Source organism: Streptomyces sp. NPDC001292, from assembly GCF_042896465.1.
In the GTDB taxonomy this organism is placed as follows: domain Bacteria; phylum Actinomycetota; class Actinomycetes; order Streptomycetales; family Streptomycetaceae; genus Streptomyces.
The window spans coordinates 37,459-54,008 of the sequence record NZ_JBIAXG010000017.1 but is presented as its reverse complement, the minus strand read 5'-3'; the positions used below and the strand labels follow the sequence as shown (position 1 = coordinate 54,008).

Here is a 16,550-nt window from a genome sequence, read left to right as displayed (position 1 = left end):
TCCCCCACACCTCGCTCCACGACCACTGCCTCCACGATAGGCGCCCTCACGGACAGCCCCGGAGTTGTCCACAGGCCTGCGCCACCTCCCCCGGTCAACGACACGACCTCGTTCACACGTACGCAGGAGACTCGTCCCTTTCGGGCCGATAGTCTGAACCGACCGGCGAGACTCCGTCCCATGGGAGTACTGATGAGCGTCGCACCGAAGGCGTCCGAGCCCACCTGGCCGACCCCGCCGAAAGGCGGCTGGACCGCCGACGACCTGGACCGCCTCCCGAATCTGCCTCCGCACACGGAATTGATCGACGGGAGCCTTGTCTTCGTGAGCCCGCAAACCGCCTTCCATGAGCGTGCCGTCGACTTCTTCAAGTGGCACTTGCAGTCGCTGGCACCGGAGGACTACGAGGTCTTTCGCGAGTTCACCATCGACATCGACCGTCAGAACAGGCCCGAGCCCGACGCGGTTGTCGTACGAGGAGACGTGGTGGACGACGGCCCGGGGCAGACGAGGTTCCCGGCCGAGGCCGTGATCCTGGCAGTGGAGGTCGTCTCCGAGGACTCCGTCTCCCGGGACCGCGAGACCAAGCCGCTCAAGTACGCGCGGGCGAAGATCCCCCACTACTGGCGGGTCGAGAACGAGGACGGCCGCGCCGCCGTGCATGTCTTCGAACTGGAACCCACGACCGGCTCCTACACCAGCGTCGGCATCTTCAGGGGGCGGATGAAGGTGGAGGCCCCGTTCTCCGTGGACCTGGACCTCACCGAGATCAGGACGCGCCACGGCAAGGGCAAGTAGGCCCGAGCACGCCGGAACGCGGTGGCCCGGCCCCTTGGTGGGGCCGGGCCACCGCGTTCCGCGCTGCCTCAGCGCACGAACACTCCCGCCTGGTTCGCCAGGTCCAGGAAGTACTGCGGGGCCACGCCGAGGACCACCGTGACCGCCACGCCCACACCGATCGCGGTCATCGTGAGCGGGGACGGCACCGCCACCGTCGGGCCCTCCGGGTGGGGCTCACTGAAGAACATGAGCACGATGACGCGGATGTAGAAGAAGGCCGCGACCGCCGACGAGATCACACCGATCACGACCAGAGGCACCGCGCCGCCCTCGGCCGCCGCCTTGAACACCGCGAACTTCCCGGCGAAGCCGGAGGTCAGCGGAATGCCCGCGAAGGCCAGCAGGAACACCGCGAACACGGCCGCCACCAGCGGGGAACGCCGGCCGAGCCCCGCCCACTTGGACAGGTGGGTCGCCTCGCCGCCCGCGTCCCGCACCAGCGTGACCACGGCGAACGCGCCGATCGTCACGAAGGAGTAGGCGGCCAGGTAGAACAGCACGGACGAGACGCCGTCCTTCGAGGTCGCGATGACACCGGCGAGGATGAAGCCCGCGTGGGCGATCGACGAGTACGCGAGCAGCCGCTTGATGTCGGTCTGCGTGATCGCGACGATCGCACCGCCCAGCATGGTGACGATCGCGACGGCCCACATGACCGGCCGCCAGTCCCAGCGCATACCCGGCAGGACGACGTACAGCAGCCGCAGCAGCGCGCCGAAGGCCGCCACCTTGGTCGCCGCCGCCATGAACCCGGTGACCGGGGTCGGAGCGCCCTGGTAGACGTCCGGCGTCCACATGTGGAACGGGATCGCGCCCACCTTGAACAGCAGACCCATCACGACCATCGCGGCGCCGATGAGCAGCAGCGCGTCGTTGCCCATGGTGTTGGCGAGCGCCGGGTCGACGTTCGGCACGTTGCCGTCGACGACCTGCGCGATCCTGGCGTACGACACGGAGCCCGCGTACCCGTACAGCAGCGCGATGCCGAACAGGGTGAACGCGGAGGCGAACGCGCCCAGCAGGAAGTACTTGACCGCGGCCTCCTGCGACATGAGCCGCTTGCGGCGGGCCAGCGCGCACAGGAGGTACAGCGGCAGGGAGAAGACCTCCAGGGCCACGAACAGGGTCAGCAGGTCGTTGGCCGAGGGGAACACCAGCATGCCGGCGACCGCGAAGAGCAGGAGCGGGAAGACCTCGGTGGTGGTGAAACCGGCCTTGACCGCGGCCTTCTCGCTCTCACCGCCCGGTACGGCCGCCGCCTGCGCGGCGAAGGAGTCGACGCGGTTGCCGTGCGCCGCCGGATCCAGTCGCCGCTCGGCGAAGGTGAACAGGGCGACCAGGCTCGCCAGCAGGATCGTGCCCTGGAGGAAGAGCGAGGGTCCGTCGACGGAGATGGCCCCCATGGCCGCGATGTGCGCCTTGGTGGTGCCGTATCCGTCCACCGCGAGCGCGACGACCGCGGCGAACGCGGCCGCGAGCGCGACGACGGACACGAACACCTGTGCGTAATAGCGCGACCTGCGCGGGACGAACGCCTCGACGAGCATTCCGACGATCGCCGCGCCCACGACGATCAGGGTGGGCGACAACTGCCCGTATTCGATCTTCGGCGCCTCGATCTTCGAGATCGGGTCGGCCGCGGTTGTCCACAGGCTGTGGACGGCTGCTCCGCTCACTTGGCCGCCTCCACTGCGGGCTTCGGGTCGGTCTGGTGTACGTCGGACATGGTCTGCTTGACCGCCGGGTTGACGATGTCCGTGACGGGCTTCGGATAGACACCCAGGAAGATCAGCAGCACGACCAGCGGGGCCACGACCACCAGCTCCCGCACCCGCAGGTCCGGCATCGCCGAGACCTCCGGCTTCACGGGACCGGTCATCGTCCGCTGGTACAGGACGAGCGTGTACAGCGCGGCGAGCACGATGCCCAAGGTGGCGACGATGCCGATCGCCGGGTAGCGCGTGAACGTGCCGACCAGGACCAGGAACTCACTGACGAAGGGCGCGAGTCCCGGCAGGGACAGGGTGGCGAGGCCACCGATCAGGAAGGTGCCGGCGAGCACCGGAGCGACCTTCTGCACACCGCCGTAGTCGGAGATGAGCCGGGAGCCGCGCCGGGAGATCAGGAAGCCGGCGATCAGCATGAGCACGGCCGTCGACAGGCCGTGGTTGACCATGTAGAGCGTCGCCCCGGACTGGCCCTGGCTGGTCATCGCGAAGATGCCCATGATGATGAAGCCGAAGTGCGAGATCGACGCGTACGCGATCAGGCGCTTGATGTCCCGCTGGCCCACCGCGAGCAGCGCCCCGTAGATGATGCTGATCAGGGCGAGGACGAGGATGGCGGGTGTGGCCCACTTGCTCGCCTCCGGGAACAGCTGGAGGCAGAAGCGGAGCATCGCGAAGGTGCCCACCTTGTCCACGACCGCGGTGATGAGGACGGCCACCGGCGCGGTGGACTCCTGCATCGCGTTGGGCAGCCACGTGTGCAGCGGCCACAGCGGCGCCTTCACCGCGAAGGCGAAGAAGAAGCCGAGGAACAGCCAGCGTTCGACGTCGGTCGCCATGTGCAGCGAGCCGTTGGCGCGCGCCTGCGCGATCTCGGTGAGCGAGAAGCTCCCGGCGACCACGTACAGCCCGATCACCGCGGCCAGCATGATCAGACCGCCGGTCAGGTTGTAGAGGAGGAACTTCACCGCCGCGTACGACCGCTGGGTCGACGCCGCCTCCTCGCCGTGCTCGTGGGCACGGTCCCCGAAGCCGCCGATGAGGAAGTACATCGGGATCAGCATGGCTTCGAAGAAGATGTAGAAGAGGAAGACGTCGGTGGCCTCGAAGGAGATGATCACCATCGCCTCGACGGCCAGGATCAGCGCGAAGAAGCCCTGCGTCGGCCGCCAGCGGCGGCTTCCGGTCTCCAGCGGGTCGGCGTCGTGCCAGCCGGCCAGGATCACGAACGGGATGAGCAGGGCGGTCAGCCCGATCAGCGCCACCCCGATGCCGTCCACGCCCAGTTCGTACCTGACGCCGAAGGACGCGATCCAGGAGTGGGACTCGGTGAGCTGGTAACGGGCGCCGCCCGGGTCGAAGCGGACCAGGACGGTGACGGCCAGCGCCAGCGTGGCCAGCGAGGCGACCAGCGCGAGCCACTTCGCGGCGGTGCGCCGGGCGGCCGGCACGGCGGCCGTGGCGATGGCCCCGAGGGCCGGGAGCACCGCCGTCGCTGTCAGCAGAGGAAAGGACATCGGTATCAGACCGCCCTCATCAGCAGGGTCGCGGCGACCAGGAGCGCCGCACCGCCGAACATCGAGACCGCGTAGGAGCGCGCGAAGCCGTTCTGCAGCCTGCGCATCCGCCCGGACAGGCCGCCGACCGAGGCCGCCGTGCCGTTGACGACTCCGTCGACCAGGGTGTGGTCGACGTACACCAGGGACCGCGTGAGGTGCTCGCCGCCGCGGACCAGGACGATGTGGTTGAAGTCGTCCTGGAGCAGGTCCCGGCGGGCGGCCCGGGTGAGCAGCGACCCGCGCGGGGCGACGGCCGGGACCGGCTTGCGGCCGTACTGGGCCCAGGCGATGGCCACGCCGACGAGCAGGCACACCATCGTCGCGCCGGTGACCGTCCACGCGCTGAGCGGCGAGTTGCCCTCGCTGTGCCCGGTGACCGGCTCCAGCCAGTGCAGGAAGCGGTCGCCGATGCTGAAGTACGCGCCACCCAGGGCCGAGCCGACGGCCAGCACGATCATCGGGATCGTCATCACCTTGGGCGACTCGTGCGGGTGCGGCTCGTTGCCGTTCTCGTCGGGCTGCCAGCGCTTCTCGCCGAAGAACGTCATCAGCATCACGCGCGTCATGTAGAACGCCGTGATGGCCGCGCCCAGCAGGGCCGCGCCGCCGAGGATCCAGCCCTCGGTGCCGCCCTTGGCGAAGGCCGCCTCGATGATCTTGTCCTTGGAGAAGAAGCCGGACAGGCCCGGGAAGCCGATGATGGCGAGGTAGCCGAGGCCGAAGGTGATGAAGGTGACCGGCATGTACGTGCGCAGCCCGCCGTACTTGCGCATGTCCACCTCGTCGTTCATGCCGTGCATGACCGAACCGGCGCCGAGGAACAGCCCGGCCTTGAAGAAGCCGTGCGTCACCAGGTGCATGATCGCGAAGACGTAACCGATGGGGCCGAGGCCCGCGGCCAGCACCATGTAGCCGATCTGCGACATGGTCGAACCGGCCAGCGCCTTCTTGATGTCGTCCTTCGCGCAACCGACGATCGCACCGAACAGGAGCGTGACCGCGCCGACGACGGTGACCACCAGCTGCGCGTTCGGCGCCGCGTTGAAGATCGCCGCGGAGCGGACGATGAGGTAGACACCCGCCGTCACCATGGTCGCGGCGTGGATGAGGGCCGAGACCGGGGTCGGACCCTCCATCGCGTCCCCGAGCCAGGACTGCAGCGGCACCTGGGCGGACTTGCCGCAGGCGGCGAGCAGCAGCATCAGCGCGATGGCGGTGAGCTTGCCCTCGGTGGCGCCGCCCACGAGACCCGGTTCGCCGTGGGTGCCGAGCAGCGGCCCGAAGGCGAAGGTGCCGAATGTCGCGAACATCAGCATGATCGCGATGGACAGGCCCATGTCGCCGACCCGGTTGACCAGGAAGGCCTTCTTCGCCGCGGTCGCCGCGCTGGGCTTGTGCTGCCAGAAGCCGATCAGCAGGTAGGAGGCGAGACCGACGCCCTCCCAGCCGACGTACAGCAACAGGTAGTTGTCGGCGAGGACGAGCAGCAGCATCGCCGCGAGGAACAGGTTGAGGTAGCCGAAGAAGCGGCGGCGCCGCTCGTCGTGCTCCATGTACCCGACCGAGTACAGGTGGATCAGCGAGCCGACGCCGGTGATCAGCAGGACGAACGTCATCGACAGCTGGTCGAGCCGGAACGTGACGTCCGCCTGGAAGCCGGCCACCGGGATCCAGCTGAACAGGTGCTGGGTCAGTGTCCGTTGGTCGGCGCTCCTGCCGAGCAGGTCGGCGAAGAGGACCAGGCCGATCACGAAGGAGACGGCCGCGAGCAGGGTGCCGATCCAGTGGCCGGCGGCGTCGAGTCGCCGGCCGCCGACCAGGAGGACGGCCGCTCCGAGCAGGGGCGCCGCGATCAGCAGCGCAATCAGGTTCTCCACGATTCTTCCGACCCCTTACAGCTTCATCAGGCTGGCGTCGTCGACCGAGGCCGAGTGGCGGGAACGGAACACCGACACGATGATCGCGAGCCCGACCACGACCTCCGCTGCGGCGACGACCATCGTGAAGAACGCGATGATCTGGCCGTCGAGGTTGCCGTGCATCCGGGAGAAGGTGACGAGCGCGAGGTTGCAGGCGTTCAGCATCAACTCGATGCACATGAAGACCACGATGGCGTTGCGCCGGATCAGCACGCCGGTGGCGCCGATCGTGAACAGCAGGGCGGCGAGATAGAGGTAGTTCACAGGGTTCACTTCGACGCCTCCTCGGGCCGCTTGAAGGCCGTCGGCTCGATCGCGGTGCGCTCCAGGCGTTCCGCGGCGCGCTGCTCCAGGGCCTTGAGGTCGTTGAGTGCCTCGGCCGAGACGTCACGGATCTGCCCGCGCTCGCGCAGCGTCTTGCTGACGGTGAGCTCGGACGGGGTGCCGTCGGGCAGCAGTCCGGCGATGTCCACGGCGTTGTGCCGGGCGTACACGCCGGGGGCGGGCAGCGGCGGTACGTGCCGTCCCTCGCGCACGCGCTGCTCGGCCAGCTCGCGCTGGGTCCTGGCCCGCTCGGTGCGCTCCCGGTGGGTGAGCACCATGGCGCCGACGGTGGCCGTGATGAGCAGCGCGCCGGTGAGTTCGAAGGCGAAGACGTACCGGGTGAAGATGAGGGACGCCAGGCCCTCCACGTTGCCGCCCGCGTTGGCCCTGCCGGTGCCGTTGAACTCCTTCAGGGAGGCGTTGGCGATGCCGGCGACGAGCAGGATGCCGAAGCCGAGCCCGCACAACAGGGCCAGCCAGCGCTGGCCCTTGATGGTCTCCTTCAGGGAGTCCGCGGCGGTCACGCCGACGAGCATCACCACGAACAGGAACAGCATCATGATCGCGCCGGTGTAGACGACGATCTGCACGATGCCCAGGAAGTAGGCGCCGTTGGCGAGGTAGAACACCGCCAGGACGATCATGGTGGCGGCCAGGCACAGCGCGCTGTGCACGGCCCTCTTCATGAAGACGGTGCACAGGGCGCCGATCACCGCGACGGTGCCGAGCACCCAGAACTGGAAGGCCTCTCCGGCGGAGGTGGAGTAGGCGGCGAGCTGCGCGCTCATGCGTCAGCCCCCTGTTCTTCGGCCGGGCCCGAAGGGCCTGACATGTGACCCTGTTCTCCCCTGGAGACGGCGACCTGGCGCACCGTGCCGGGCGCGGCCTCCGTCACCAGGCCCCGGTAGTAGTCCTGCTCGTCCGTCCCCGGGTAGATGGCGTGCGGCGTGTCGACCATGCCCTCTTCGAGACCGGCGAGCAGCTGCTCCTTGGTGTAGATGAGGTTGGCGCGGCTGGAGTCGGCCAGTTCGAACTCGTTGGTCATCGTCAGCGCGCGGGTGGGGCACGCCTCGATGCACAGGCCGCACAGGATGCAGCGGGCGTAGTTGATCTGGTAGACGCGGCCGTACCGCTCGCCCGGCGAGTAGCGCTCCTCGTCGGTGTTGTCGGCGCCTTCCACGTAGATGGCGTCGGCGGGGCAGGCCCAGGCGCACAGCTCGCAGCCGACGCACTTCTCCAGGCCGTCCGGATGGCGGTTGAGCTGGTGCCGTCCGTGGAAGCGCGGAGCCGTGGTCTTCTTCTGCTCCGGGTACTGCTCGGTCAGCCGCTTCTTGAACATGGCCTTGAAGGTCACGCCGAAGCCGGCCACGGGGTTCAGGAAACCGGGTTTGGTCTCCTTGGGCTCCTCAGCCATCGGACGCCTCCTTTCCATCCAGAGGTCCGTCACTGGCAGTGTCCGACCCGCCACTGACAATCAACTCCCGCTCGCGGCGCGAGCGGCGCCGCGGCACCGGCGGCAGCTCCTGCCCCGGCAGCGGCGGTACGGGGAATCCGCCGGCCATCGCGTCGAAGGCGGCCGGCTGGGCCTCGGGCTTCTCGGCGCTCTTCGTCCGCTCGCGGAACATGTCGGCGACGAAGGACAGGACCAGCACCGCCAGCACGGCACCGGCGACGTAGAGGGCGATGTCGGCGAAGCCGTAGTTCTCGTTGCGCAGGACCCGGACGGTCGCGACGAGCATCAGCCAGGCCACGGAGACCGGGATGAGGACCTTCCAGCCGAGCCTCATCAGCTGGTCGTAGCGGACCCGCGGGAGCGTGCCGCGCAGCCAGATGAAGAAGAACAGCAGCAGCTGGACCTTGATCACGAACCAGAGCAGCGGCCACCAGCCGTGGTTGGCGCCCTCCCAGAAGGTGCTGATCGGCCAGGGGGCCCGCCAGCCGCCCAGGAAGAGCGTGGTCGACACCGCGGAGACCGTCACCATGTTCACGTACTCGGCGAGCATGAACATCGCGAACTTGATCGACGAGTACTCGGTGTTGAAGCCGCCGACCAGGTCGCCCTCGGACTCCGGCATGTCGAACGGCGCGCGGTTGGTCTCCCCGACCATCGTGACGATGTAGAGGACGAACGAGACCGGCAGCAGCAGGATGTACCAGCGGTCGTGCTGCTGCTCGACGATCGTCGAGGTCGACATCGAGCCCGAGTACAGAAAGACCGAGGCGAACGCGGCGCCCATGGCGATCTCGTAGGAGATCATCTGCGCGCAGGACCGCAGGCCGCCCAGGAGCGGGTAGGTCGATCCGGAGCTCCAGCCCGCCAGCACGATGCCGTAGATGCCGACGGAGGCGACCGCGAGGATGTAGAGCACCGCGATCGGCAGGTCGGTCAGTTGCATCGCGGTGCGGTGACCGAAGATCGAGATCTCGTTGTTCGCCGGTCCGAAGGGGATCACGGCGATCGCCATGAAGGCCGGGATGGCCGCGACGATCGGCGCGAGGACGTAGACCACCTTGTCCGCGCGCTTGACGACGACGTCCTCCTTGAGCATCAGCTTCACGCCGTCGGCGAGCGACTGGAGCATGCCCCAGGGCCCGTTCCTGTTGGGGCCGATGCGCAGCTGCATCCAGGCGACGACCTTGCGCTCCCAGACGATGGAGAACAGCACCGTCACCATCAGGAAGGCGAAGCAGAACACCGCCTTGACGACGACCAGCCACCAGGGATCGGTGCCGAACATCGACAGGTTCTCAGCGGCGAGGTACGGGCTCATGCCTCCACCTCCTTGGGGGCCTCGGTCGAGGACGTCGCCGGGCCGATGCGGACGAGGGAGCCGGGCAGCGCCCCGGTGTCGGAGGCGACGCCCCCGCCGACGGAGTTCAGCGGGAGCCACACCACCCGGTCGGGCATCTCGGTGATCTCCAGCGGGAGTTCGACCGTCCCGGCGGGACCGGTCAGGGCGAGCACGGCGGAGTCCGCGACGCCCGCCTCGGCGGCCGTGGCGGCCGACACGCGTGCGCGTGCGGCGTGCCGGGTCCCGGCGAGCGCCTCGTCGCCCTCCTGGAGGAGGCCCTGGTCGAGCAGCAGCCGGTGCCCCGCGAGTACGGCCTCCCCGGCGGCCGGCCGCGGCGCCGGGCCCGCGCTGCGCACCGGGTCGGTGGCGCGCGGTCCGGTCCAGGCGCCCAGCCGGTCCAGCTCCGTGCGCACGGTCCGCAGGTCCGGCAGGCCCAGGTGGACGTCCATGGCGTCGGCCAGCATCTGCAGCACGCGCGCGTCGGAGGGCGACAGGGTGCGCGTCATCTGGTCGGGCTTGAGCGCGGCCTCGAAGAAGCGGACCCTGCCCTCCCAGTTGAGGAAGGAGCCGGCCTTCTCGGCGACGGCGGCGACGGGCAGGACCACGTCCGCGTGTTCGGTGACCTCGCTGGGCCGCAGCTCGAGCGACACCACGAAACCCGCCTCGGACAGTGCCGCACGCGCACGTGCCGGATCGGGCAGGTCCGCGACCTCCACGCCGGCGACGAGCAGGGCCTGGAGCTGTCCTCCCGCCACGGCCTCGATGATCTGCCCGGTGTCGCGGCCGTAGCGGTGCGGGAGTTCGGTGACGCCCCAGAGCGCGGCGACCTCCTCCCGCGCGCGCGGGTCGGTGGCCGGACGCCCGCCCGGCAGCAGCGACGGCAGCGCGCCGGCCTCGACGGCGCCGCGCTCGCCGGCCCGGCGCGGGATCCACACCAGCTGTGCGCCGGTCGCGGCGGCGGCCCGCACGGCGGCGGTCGGGCCACCGGCGACTCCGGCGAGCCGTTCGCCGACGACGATGACCGCGCCCTCGGCCCGCAGGGCCTCGGCGGCCCGGGTGCCGTCGTCCTCCAGTCCGACGCCGCCCGCCAGCGCGTCCAGCCACTCGTTCTCGGTGCCGGGCGCGGCCGGCAGCAGGGTGCCGCCCGTCTTCTCCAGGCCCCGTGTGGCGTGCGTGGCCAGCGCGAACACCTTCTGCCCGTGCTTGCGCCAGGCCTTGCGCAGCCGGAGGAAGACGCCGGGGGCCTCCTCCTCGGACTCGAACCCGACGAGCAGCACGGCGGGCGCCTTCTCCAGCGCGGTGTACGTGACACCGCTGCCGTCGAGGTCCCGGCCGCGGCCGGCGATCCGGGCGGCGAGGAAGTCGGCCTCCTCGTCGCTGTGCACACGCGCGCGGAAGTCGATGTCGTTGGTGTCGAGCGCCACGCGCGCGAACTTGCTGTAGGCGTAGGCGTCCTCGACGGTGAGCCGGCCGCCTGTGAGGACACCGGTCCGCCCGCGCGAGGCGAGCAGGCCCTGGGCGGCGATCTCCAGCGCCTCCGGCCAGGACGCCGGCACCAGCTCACCCTCGGGGTTGCGCACCAGGGGCGTGGTCAGCCGGTCCTTCAGCTGCGCGTACCGGAACGCGAACCGCCCCTTGTCGCAGATCCACTCCTCGTTGACCTCGGGGTCGTCGGCGGCGAGCCGTCGCATGACCTTGCCGCGCCGGTGGTCGGTGCGGGTGGCGCAGCCGCCGGAGCAGTGCTCGCACACCGACGGCGAGGAGACCAGGTCGAAGGGGCGGGAGCGGAAGCGGTACGCCGCCGAGGTGAGCGCCCCGACCGGGCAGATCTGGATGGTGTTGCCGGAGAAGTACGACTCGAAGGGGTCGCCTTCGCCGGTGCCGACCTGCTGGAGCGCGCCCCGCTCGATCAGCTCGATCATCGGGTCGCCGGCGATCTGGTTGGAGAACCGGGTGCAGCGGGCGCACAGCACGCACCGCTCCCGGTCGAGCAGCACCTGCGTGGAGATCGGCACGGGCTTCTCGTAGGTCCGCTTCTTCCCCTCGAAGCGGGACTCGGCGTTGCCGTGCGACAGGGCCTGGTTCTGCAGCGGGCACTCGCCGCCCTTGTCGCAGACCGGGCAGTCCAGCGGGTGGTTGATGAGCAGCAGCTCCATCACACCGTGCTGGGCCTTCTCGGCGACAGGCGAGGTCAGCTGGGTCTTGACGACCATCCCGTCCGTGCAGGTGATCGTGCAGGAGGCCATCGGCTTGCGCTGGCCCTCGACCTCGACGATGCACTGGCGGCAGGCACCGGCCGGGTCGAGCAGGGGGTGGTCGCAGAACCGGGGGATCTCGATGCCGAGCTGTTCGGCGGCCCGGATGACCAGGGTGCCCTTGGGCACGCTGATCTCGACCCCGTCGATCGTCAGCGTCACGAGATCTTCCGGCGGGACCGCCGCCTCTCCCCCGCCCGCGGGAGCGTTGGTGGTCACGGTCATGCGTTCACCTCCGTGCGATCGGCCCAGGCCGTGGACTTGGCCGGGTCGAAGGGGCATCCCCGGCCCGTGATGTGCTGCTCGTACTCCTCGCGGAAGTACTTGAGGGAGGAGAAGATCGGCGAGGCGGCACCGTCGCCGAGGGCGCAGAACGACTTGCCGTTGATGTTGTCGGCGATGTCGTTCAGCTTGTCGAGGTCGGACATGACGCCCTTGCCGGCCTCGATGTCCCGCAGCAACTGCACCAGCCAGTACGTTCCTTCACGGCACGGCGTGCATTTGCCGCAGGACTCGTGGGCGTAGAACTCGGTCCACCGGGTCACCGCCCGCACCACGCAGGTCGTCTCGTCGAAGCACTGGAGGGCCTTGGTGCCGAGCATCGAGCCCGCGGCGCCCACTCCCTCGTAGTCGAGCGGCACGTCGAGGTGCTCGTCGGTGAACATCGGCGTCGAGGAGCCGCCCGGCGTCCAGAACTTCAGCCGGTGCCCGGGGCGCATGCCGCCGCTCATGTCGAGCAGCTGACGCAGCGTGATGCCGAGGGGGGCCTCGTACTGGCCGGGGCTCGCGACATGGCCGCTGAGCGAGTAGAGCGTGAAGCCGGGGGACTTCTCGCTGCCCATCGACCTGAACCATTCCTTGCCGTTGTGCAGGATCGCGGGAACCGACGCGATGGACTCGACGTTGTTCACCACGGTCGGGCACGCGTAGAGGCCCGCGACGGCGGGGAAGGGGGGACGCAGCCGCGGTTGACCGCGGCGGCCTTCGAGCGAGTCCAGCAGCGCGGTCTCCTCACCGCAGATGTACGCGCCGGCACCGGCGTGCACGGTGAGTTCGAGGTCGAGGCCGCTGCCCAGGACGTTCTCGCCGAGGTAGCCGGCCGCGTAGGCCTCGCGCACGGCCGCGTGCAACCGCCGCAGTACGGGGACGACTTCGCCCCGCAGATAGATGAAGGCATGCGACGACCTGATGGCGTAGCACGCGATGACGATGCCCTCGATGAGGCTGTGCGGGTTCGCGAAGAGGAGCGGGATGTCCTTGCAGGTCCCGGGCTCCGATTCGTCGGCGTTGACAACAAGATAGTGCGGTTTGCCATCACCCTGGGGAATGAACTGCCACTTCATTCCCGTCGGGAACCCGGCGCCGCCGCGCCCGCGCAGACCGGAGTCCTTGACGTACGCGATCACGTCGTCCGGCGACATGGCGAGCGCCTTGCGGAGTCCCTCGTACCCCTCGTGCCTCCGGTACACGTCCAGCGTCCAGGACCTGTCCTCGTCCCAGAAGGCCGACAGCACGGGTGCGAGCAGCTTCTCGGGGCTGCTCTCTCCCCCGCCCTCGACTCCGCTCGGGCGGGCGGTGCCCCCATTCTCGGGTGCCAAGGTCATCCCTCCCCCTCCTCTCCGACAGGTCCCGCCGGATGGGACGGATCGGATGCGGATGTCTCCTGCGGCGCGTCGTGCGAGCTCAGGTGCTCGGTCGGCGACGGCTGGTGCACGGCGGCGTCGTGCGGACCGGCGTCGTGCGGTCCGCCGTCGCGCGGGTGGACCACGCGCGCGGGTGCGGCCTCTCCCCTGGCCAGGCGGAGGCCCACCAGCGAGGCGGGTCCCGCGCTGCCGCCGGACTCCGTCGCCCCTTCGCGCTCGTCGGGGAAGCCCGCCAGGATCCGGGCGGTCTCCTTGAACGTGCACAGGGGCGCGCCGCGCGTGGGCGTCACCGGCCGCCCCGCGCGCAGGTCGTCGACCAGGCGCTTGATGCTCGCCGGGGTCTGGTTGTCGAAGAACTCCCAGTTGACCATCACGACCGGCGCGTAGTCGCAGGCGGCGTTGCACTCGATGTGCTCCAGGGTGACCTTGCCGTCGTCGGTGGTCTCGCCGTTGCCGACGCCGAGGTGCTCCTGGAGGGCCTCGAAGATGGCGTCGCCGCCCAGCACGGCGCACAGGGTGTTGGTGCAGACGCCCACCTGGTAGTCGCCGGACGGCTTGCGCCGGTACATGGTGTAGAAGGTGGCGACCGCGGTGACCTCGGCCGTGGTCAGGCCGAGCGTGTCCGCGCAGAACCGCATCCCGGTGCGCGTGACGTGCCCCTCCTCCGACTGCACCAGGTGCAGCATCGGCAGGAGGGCGGACCGGGAGTCCGGGTAGCGGGCGACGATCTCGCGCGCGTCCCGCTCGAGCCGGGTGCGGACGTCGTCCGGGTAGTCGGGCGCGGGCAGTTCGGGCATGCCCAGGCTGACGCCCCGCTCCGAAGAACTGGTGGTCACCGGTCGACGCCTCCCATCACGGGGTCGATGGACGCGACGGCGACGATGACGTCGGCGACCTGGCCGCCCTCGCACATCGCCGCCATCGCCTGCAGGTTGGTGAAGGACGGGTCCCGGAAGTGGACCCGGTAGGGGCGGGTGCCTCCGTCGGAGACGGCGTGCACCCCGAGTTCGCCCTTGGGGGACTCGACCGCCGCGTACGCCTGTCCCGGCGGGACGCGGAAGCCCTCGGTGACCAGTTTGAAGTGGTGGATCAGGGCCTCCATGGAGGTGCCCATGATCTTCTTGATGTGGTCGAGGGAGTTGCCGAGTCCGTCCGGTCCCAGGGCGAGCTGGGCGGGCCAGGCGATCTTCTTGTCGGCGACCATGACCGGACCCGGCTCCAGCCGGTCCAGGCACTGCTCGACGATCCTGAGCGACTGGCGCATCTCCTCCAGGCGGATCAGGAAGCGGCCGTAGGAGTCGCAGGTGTCGGCGGTCGGGATGTCGAAGTCGTACGTCTCGTAGCCGCAGTAGGGCTGGGTCTTGCGCAGGTCGTGCGGCAGGCCGGTGGAGCGCAGGATCGGGCCGGTGGCGCCGAGGGCCATGCAGCCGGCCAGGTCGAGGTAGCCGACGTCCTGCATACGGGCCTTGAAGATGGGGTTCCCGGTGGCGAGCTTGTCGTACTCGGGGAGGTTCTTCTGCATCTTCTTCACGAATTCGCGGATCTGGTCCACCGCGCCGGGCGGCAGGTCCTGGGCGAGTCCGCCGGGGCGGATGTACGCGTGGTTCATCCGCAGGCCCGTGATGAGCTCGTAGAGGTCGAGAATCATTTCACGATCACGGAATCCGTAGATCATGATCGTGGTGGCGCCGAGCTCCATGCCGCCGGTGGCGATGCACACCAGGTGGGAGGAGATCCGGTTCAGCTCCATCAGGAGCACCCGGATGATCTTGGCGCGCTCGGTGATCTGGTCCTCGATGCCGAGGAGTTTCTCCACGGCGAGGCAGTAGGCGGTCTCGTTGAAGAAGGACGTCAGGTAGTCCATGCGCGTGACGAAGGTGGTGCCCTGCGTCCACGTGCGGAACTCGAGGTTCTTCTCGATGCCGGTGTGCAGATAGCCGATGCCGCAGCGGGCCTCGGTGACCGTCTCGCCGTCGATCTCCAGGATCAGGCGGAGCACGCCGTGGGTGGACGGGTGCTGGGGACCCATGTTGACGACGATGCGCTCGTCGTCGGCGCGGGCCGCGGACCGGGCGACCTCGTCCCAGTCGCCACCGGTGACCGTGTAGACCGTGCCCTCGGTGGTCTCGCGTGCGGAGGCTGACGACGGGGTGTGCGTGCTCATGAGTACGACCTCCGCTGGTCCGGAGCCGGGATCTGGGCGCCCTTGTACTCGACGGGGATGCCGCCGAGGGGGTAGTCCTTGCGCTGCGGATGGCCCTGCCAGTCGTCCGGCATCATGATCCGCGTCAGGGCCGGGTGGCCGTCGAAGACGATCCCGAAGAAGTCGTAGGTCTCGCGCTCGTGCCAGTCGTTGGTCGGATAGACGGAGACCAGGGACGGGATGTGCGGGTCGGCGTCCGGGGTACTGACCTCGAGGCGAACCAGCCGGTTGTGGGTGATCGAGCGCAAGTGGTACACGGCGTGCAGCTCGCGGCCCTTGTCGTGCGGGTAGTGGACACCGCTGACGCCGGTGCACAGCTCGAAGCGCAGGGCGGGGTCGTCGCGCAGGGTACGGGCGACGCGCACCAGGTGCTCGCGTTCGATGTGGAAGGTCAGTTCGCCGCGGTCGACGACCGTCTTCTCGATCGCGTTCTCCGGGAGGAGGCCCTGTTCCTCCAGCGCGCCCTCGAGTTCGTCGGCGATCTCGTCGAAGCATCCGCCCGGGCCGCCGTAGGGACGGCTCGTCGGCCCCGGGAGCCGGACCGAGCGGACCAGCCCGCCGTAGCCGGAGGTGTCGCCGCCGTTGTTGGCGCCGAACATGCCGCGCTGGACGCGGATCTCCTCGCCGCCCTGGCCGCGCCGGCCGGGGAGGTTCTCGGCGGACAGGTCCTTCTCGGGGTTGACCCCGTTCGCGGACCCGTTCACGCCCTTGCCGTGTCCGTCGCTCATCGCAGCAGCCCCTTCATCTCGATCGTGGGCAGGGCCTTGAGCGCCGCCTCCTCCGCCTCGCGGGCGGCCTCCTCGGCGTTCACGCCGAGCTTGGAGGACTGGATCTTCTGGTGCAGCTTGAGGATCGCGTCCATCAGCATCTCGGGCCGGGGCGGACAGCCCGGCAGGTAGATGTCGACGGGGACGATGTGGTCGACGCCCTGGACGATCGCGTAGTTGTTGAACATGCCGCCCGAGGAGGCGCAGACGCCCATCGAGATCACCCACTTGGGGTTGGGCATCTGGTCGTAGACCTGCCTCAGGACCGGCGCCATCTTCTGGCTGACCCGGCCGGCCACGATCATCAGGTCCGCCTGACGGGGCGAACCGCGGAAGACCTCCATGCCGAAGCGCGCCAGGTCGTAGCGGCCGGCGCCGGTGGTCATCATCTCGATCGCGCAGCAGGCGAGGCCGAAGGTGGCCGGGAAGACGGACGCCTTGCGCACCCAGCCCGCGGCCTGCTCGACGGTCGTCAGCAGGAAGCCGCTCGGCAGCTTTTCTTCGAGTCCCATGTCGTTAAA

General features: G+C 69.5%; 14 protein-coding genes. 1 reads left to right on the top strand and 13 read right to left on the bottom strand.

Annotated features, from left to right (window positions below):
• Positions 1-192: 192 nt before the first annotated feature.
• Complete coding sequence (locus ACFY4A_RS19490) at positions 193-798, top strand: Uma2 family endonuclease (RefSeq protein ID WP_390830634.1); 606 nt, start codon at positions 193-195, stop codon at positions 796-798.
• Between the two features lie 68 nt (positions 799-866).
• On the opposite strand, the gene nuoN is transcribed toward ACFY4A_RS19490, so the two are convergent.
• The 13 genes from nuoN to ACFY4A_RS19425 are packed head-to-tail and all read right to left on the bottom strand — an operon-like array spanning position 867 to position 16,541.
• Positions 867-2,516 (bottom strand): NADH-quinone oxidoreductase subunit NuoN, encoded by a 1,650-nt coding sequence (gene nuoN / locus ACFY4A_RS19485; RefSeq protein ID WP_390830633.1) that lies wholly within the window; start codon positions 2,514-2,516, stop codon positions 867-869.
• Complete coding sequence (locus ACFY4A_RS19480) at positions 2,513-4,084, bottom strand: NADH-quinone oxidoreductase subunit M (protein WP_390830632.1); 1,572 nt, start codon at positions 4,082-4,084, stop codon at positions 2,513-2,515. Before ACFY4A_RS19480 ends, nuoN begins: the two co-directional genes overlap by 4 nt.
• Before the next feature lie 5 nt (positions 4,085-4,089).
• Positions 4,090-6,003 (bottom strand): NADH-quinone oxidoreductase subunit L, encoded by a 1,914-nt coding sequence (gene nuoL / locus ACFY4A_RS19475; protein WP_390830631.1) that lies wholly within the window; start codon positions 6,001-6,003, stop codon positions 4,090-4,092.
• Positions 6,004-6,018: 15 nt separating this feature from the next.
• Positions 6,019-6,318, bottom strand: coding sequence for an NADH-quinone oxidoreductase subunit NuoK (gene nuoK, locus ACFY4A_RS19470; RefSeq protein ID WP_100569676.1), 300 nt, complete (start codon positions 6,316-6,318; stop codon positions 6,019-6,021).
• Positions 6,315-7,157, bottom strand: a complete 843-nt coding sequence (locus tag ACFY4A_RS19465) for an NADH-quinone oxidoreductase subunit J (protein WP_390830630.1) — start codon at positions 7,155-7,157, stop codon at positions 6,315-6,317. Before ACFY4A_RS19465 ends, nuoK begins: the two co-directional genes overlap by 4 nt.
• Positions 7,154-7,783, bottom strand: a complete 630-nt coding sequence (gene nuoI / locus ACFY4A_RS19460) for an NADH-quinone oxidoreductase subunit NuoI (RefSeq protein WP_390830629.1) — start codon at positions 7,781-7,783, stop codon at positions 7,154-7,156. Before nuoI ends, ACFY4A_RS19465 begins: the two co-directional genes overlap by 4 nt.
• The gene (nuoH, locus tag ACFY4A_RS19455; RefSeq protein WP_390830628.1) at positions 7,776-9,140 is read right to left on the bottom strand and encodes an NADH-quinone oxidoreductase subunit NuoH; all 1,365 of its coding nucleotides are present in this window, start codon (positions 9,138-9,140) and stop codon (positions 7,776-7,778) included. The genes nuoI and nuoH overlap by 8 nt, the downstream gene beginning before the upstream one ends.
• Positions 9,137-11,641 (bottom strand): NADH-quinone oxidoreductase subunit G, encoded by a 2,505-nt coding sequence (locus ACFY4A_RS19450; protein ID WP_390830627.1) that lies wholly within the window; start codon positions 11,639-11,641, stop codon positions 9,137-9,139. Before ACFY4A_RS19450 ends, nuoH begins: the two co-directional genes overlap by 4 nt.
• Positions 11,638-13,020: an NADH-quinone oxidoreductase subunit NuoF gene (gene nuoF / locus ACFY4A_RS19445; protein WP_390830626.1), complete on the bottom strand. Its 1,383-nt coding sequence runs from the start codon at positions 13,018-13,020 to the stop codon at positions 11,638-11,640. Before nuoF ends, ACFY4A_RS19450 begins: the two co-directional genes overlap by 4 nt.
• Positions 13,017-13,895, bottom strand: coding sequence for an NADH-quinone oxidoreductase subunit NuoE (gene nuoE / locus ACFY4A_RS19440; protein WP_390830625.1), 879 nt, complete (start codon positions 13,893-13,895; stop codon positions 13,017-13,019). Before nuoE ends, nuoF begins: the two co-directional genes overlap by 4 nt.
• Positions 13,892-15,223: an NADH-quinone oxidoreductase subunit D gene (locus tag ACFY4A_RS19435; RefSeq protein WP_390830624.1), complete on the bottom strand. Its 1,332-nt coding sequence runs from the start codon at positions 15,221-15,223 to the stop codon at positions 13,892-13,894. The genes nuoE and ACFY4A_RS19435 overlap by 4 nt, the downstream gene beginning before the upstream one ends.
• Entirely contained in the window at positions 15,220-15,990 is a 771-nt protein-coding gene (locus tag ACFY4A_RS19430) for an NADH-quinone oxidoreductase subunit C (protein ID WP_390830623.1), read from the bottom strand. The genes ACFY4A_RS19435 and ACFY4A_RS19430 overlap by 4 nt, the downstream gene beginning before the upstream one ends.
• The gene (locus tag ACFY4A_RS19425) at positions 15,987-16,541 is read right to left on the bottom strand and encodes an NADH-quinone oxidoreductase subunit B family protein (protein ID WP_007383964.1); all 555 of its coding nucleotides are present in this window, start codon (positions 16,539-16,541) and stop codon (positions 15,987-15,989) included. The genes ACFY4A_RS19430 and ACFY4A_RS19425 overlap by 4 nt, the downstream gene beginning before the upstream one ends.
• Positions 16,542-16,550 lie beyond the last annotated feature (9 nt).

Coding starts and splice junctions, on each gene's coding strand:
- ACFY4A_RS19465 (WP_390830630.1), bottom strand. CDS start 7,157: ATGAGCGCGCAGCTCGCCGCCTACTCCACCTCCGCCGGAGAGGCCTTC.
- nuoH (WP_390830628.1), bottom strand. CDS start 9,140: ATGAGCCCGTACCTCGCCGCTGAGAACCTGTCGATGTTCGGCACCGAT.
- ACFY4A_RS19450 (WP_390830627.1), bottom strand. CDS start 11,641: ATGACCGTGACCACCAACGCTCCCGCGGGCGGGGGAGAGGCGGCGGTC.
- ACFY4A_RS19425 (WP_007383964.1), bottom strand. CDS start 16,541: ATGGGACTCGAAGAAAAGCTGCCGAGCGGCTTCCTGCTGACGACCGTC.
- ACFY4A_RS19490 (WP_390830634.1), top strand. CDS start 193: ATGAGCGTCGCACCGAAGGCGTCCGAGCCCACCTGGCCGACCCCGCCG.
- ACFY4A_RS19480 (WP_390830632.1), bottom strand. CDS start 4,084: ATGTCCTTTCCTCTGCTGACAGCGACGGCGGTGCTCCCGGCCCTCGGG.
- nuoF (WP_390830626.1), bottom strand. CDS start 13,020: ATGACCTTGGCACCCGAGAATGGGGGCACCGCCCGCCCGAGCGGAGTC.
- nuoI (WP_390830629.1), bottom strand. CDS start 7,783: ATGGCTGAGGAGCCCAAGGAGACCAAACCCGGTTTCCTGAACCCCGTG.
- ACFY4A_RS19430 (WP_390830623.1), bottom strand. CDS start 15,990: ATGAGCGACGGACACGGCAAGGGCGTGAACGGGTCCGCGAACGGGGTC.
- ACFY4A_RS19435 (WP_390830624.1), bottom strand. CDS start 15,223: ATGAGCACGCACACCCCGTCGTCAGCCTCCGCACGCGAGACCACCGAG.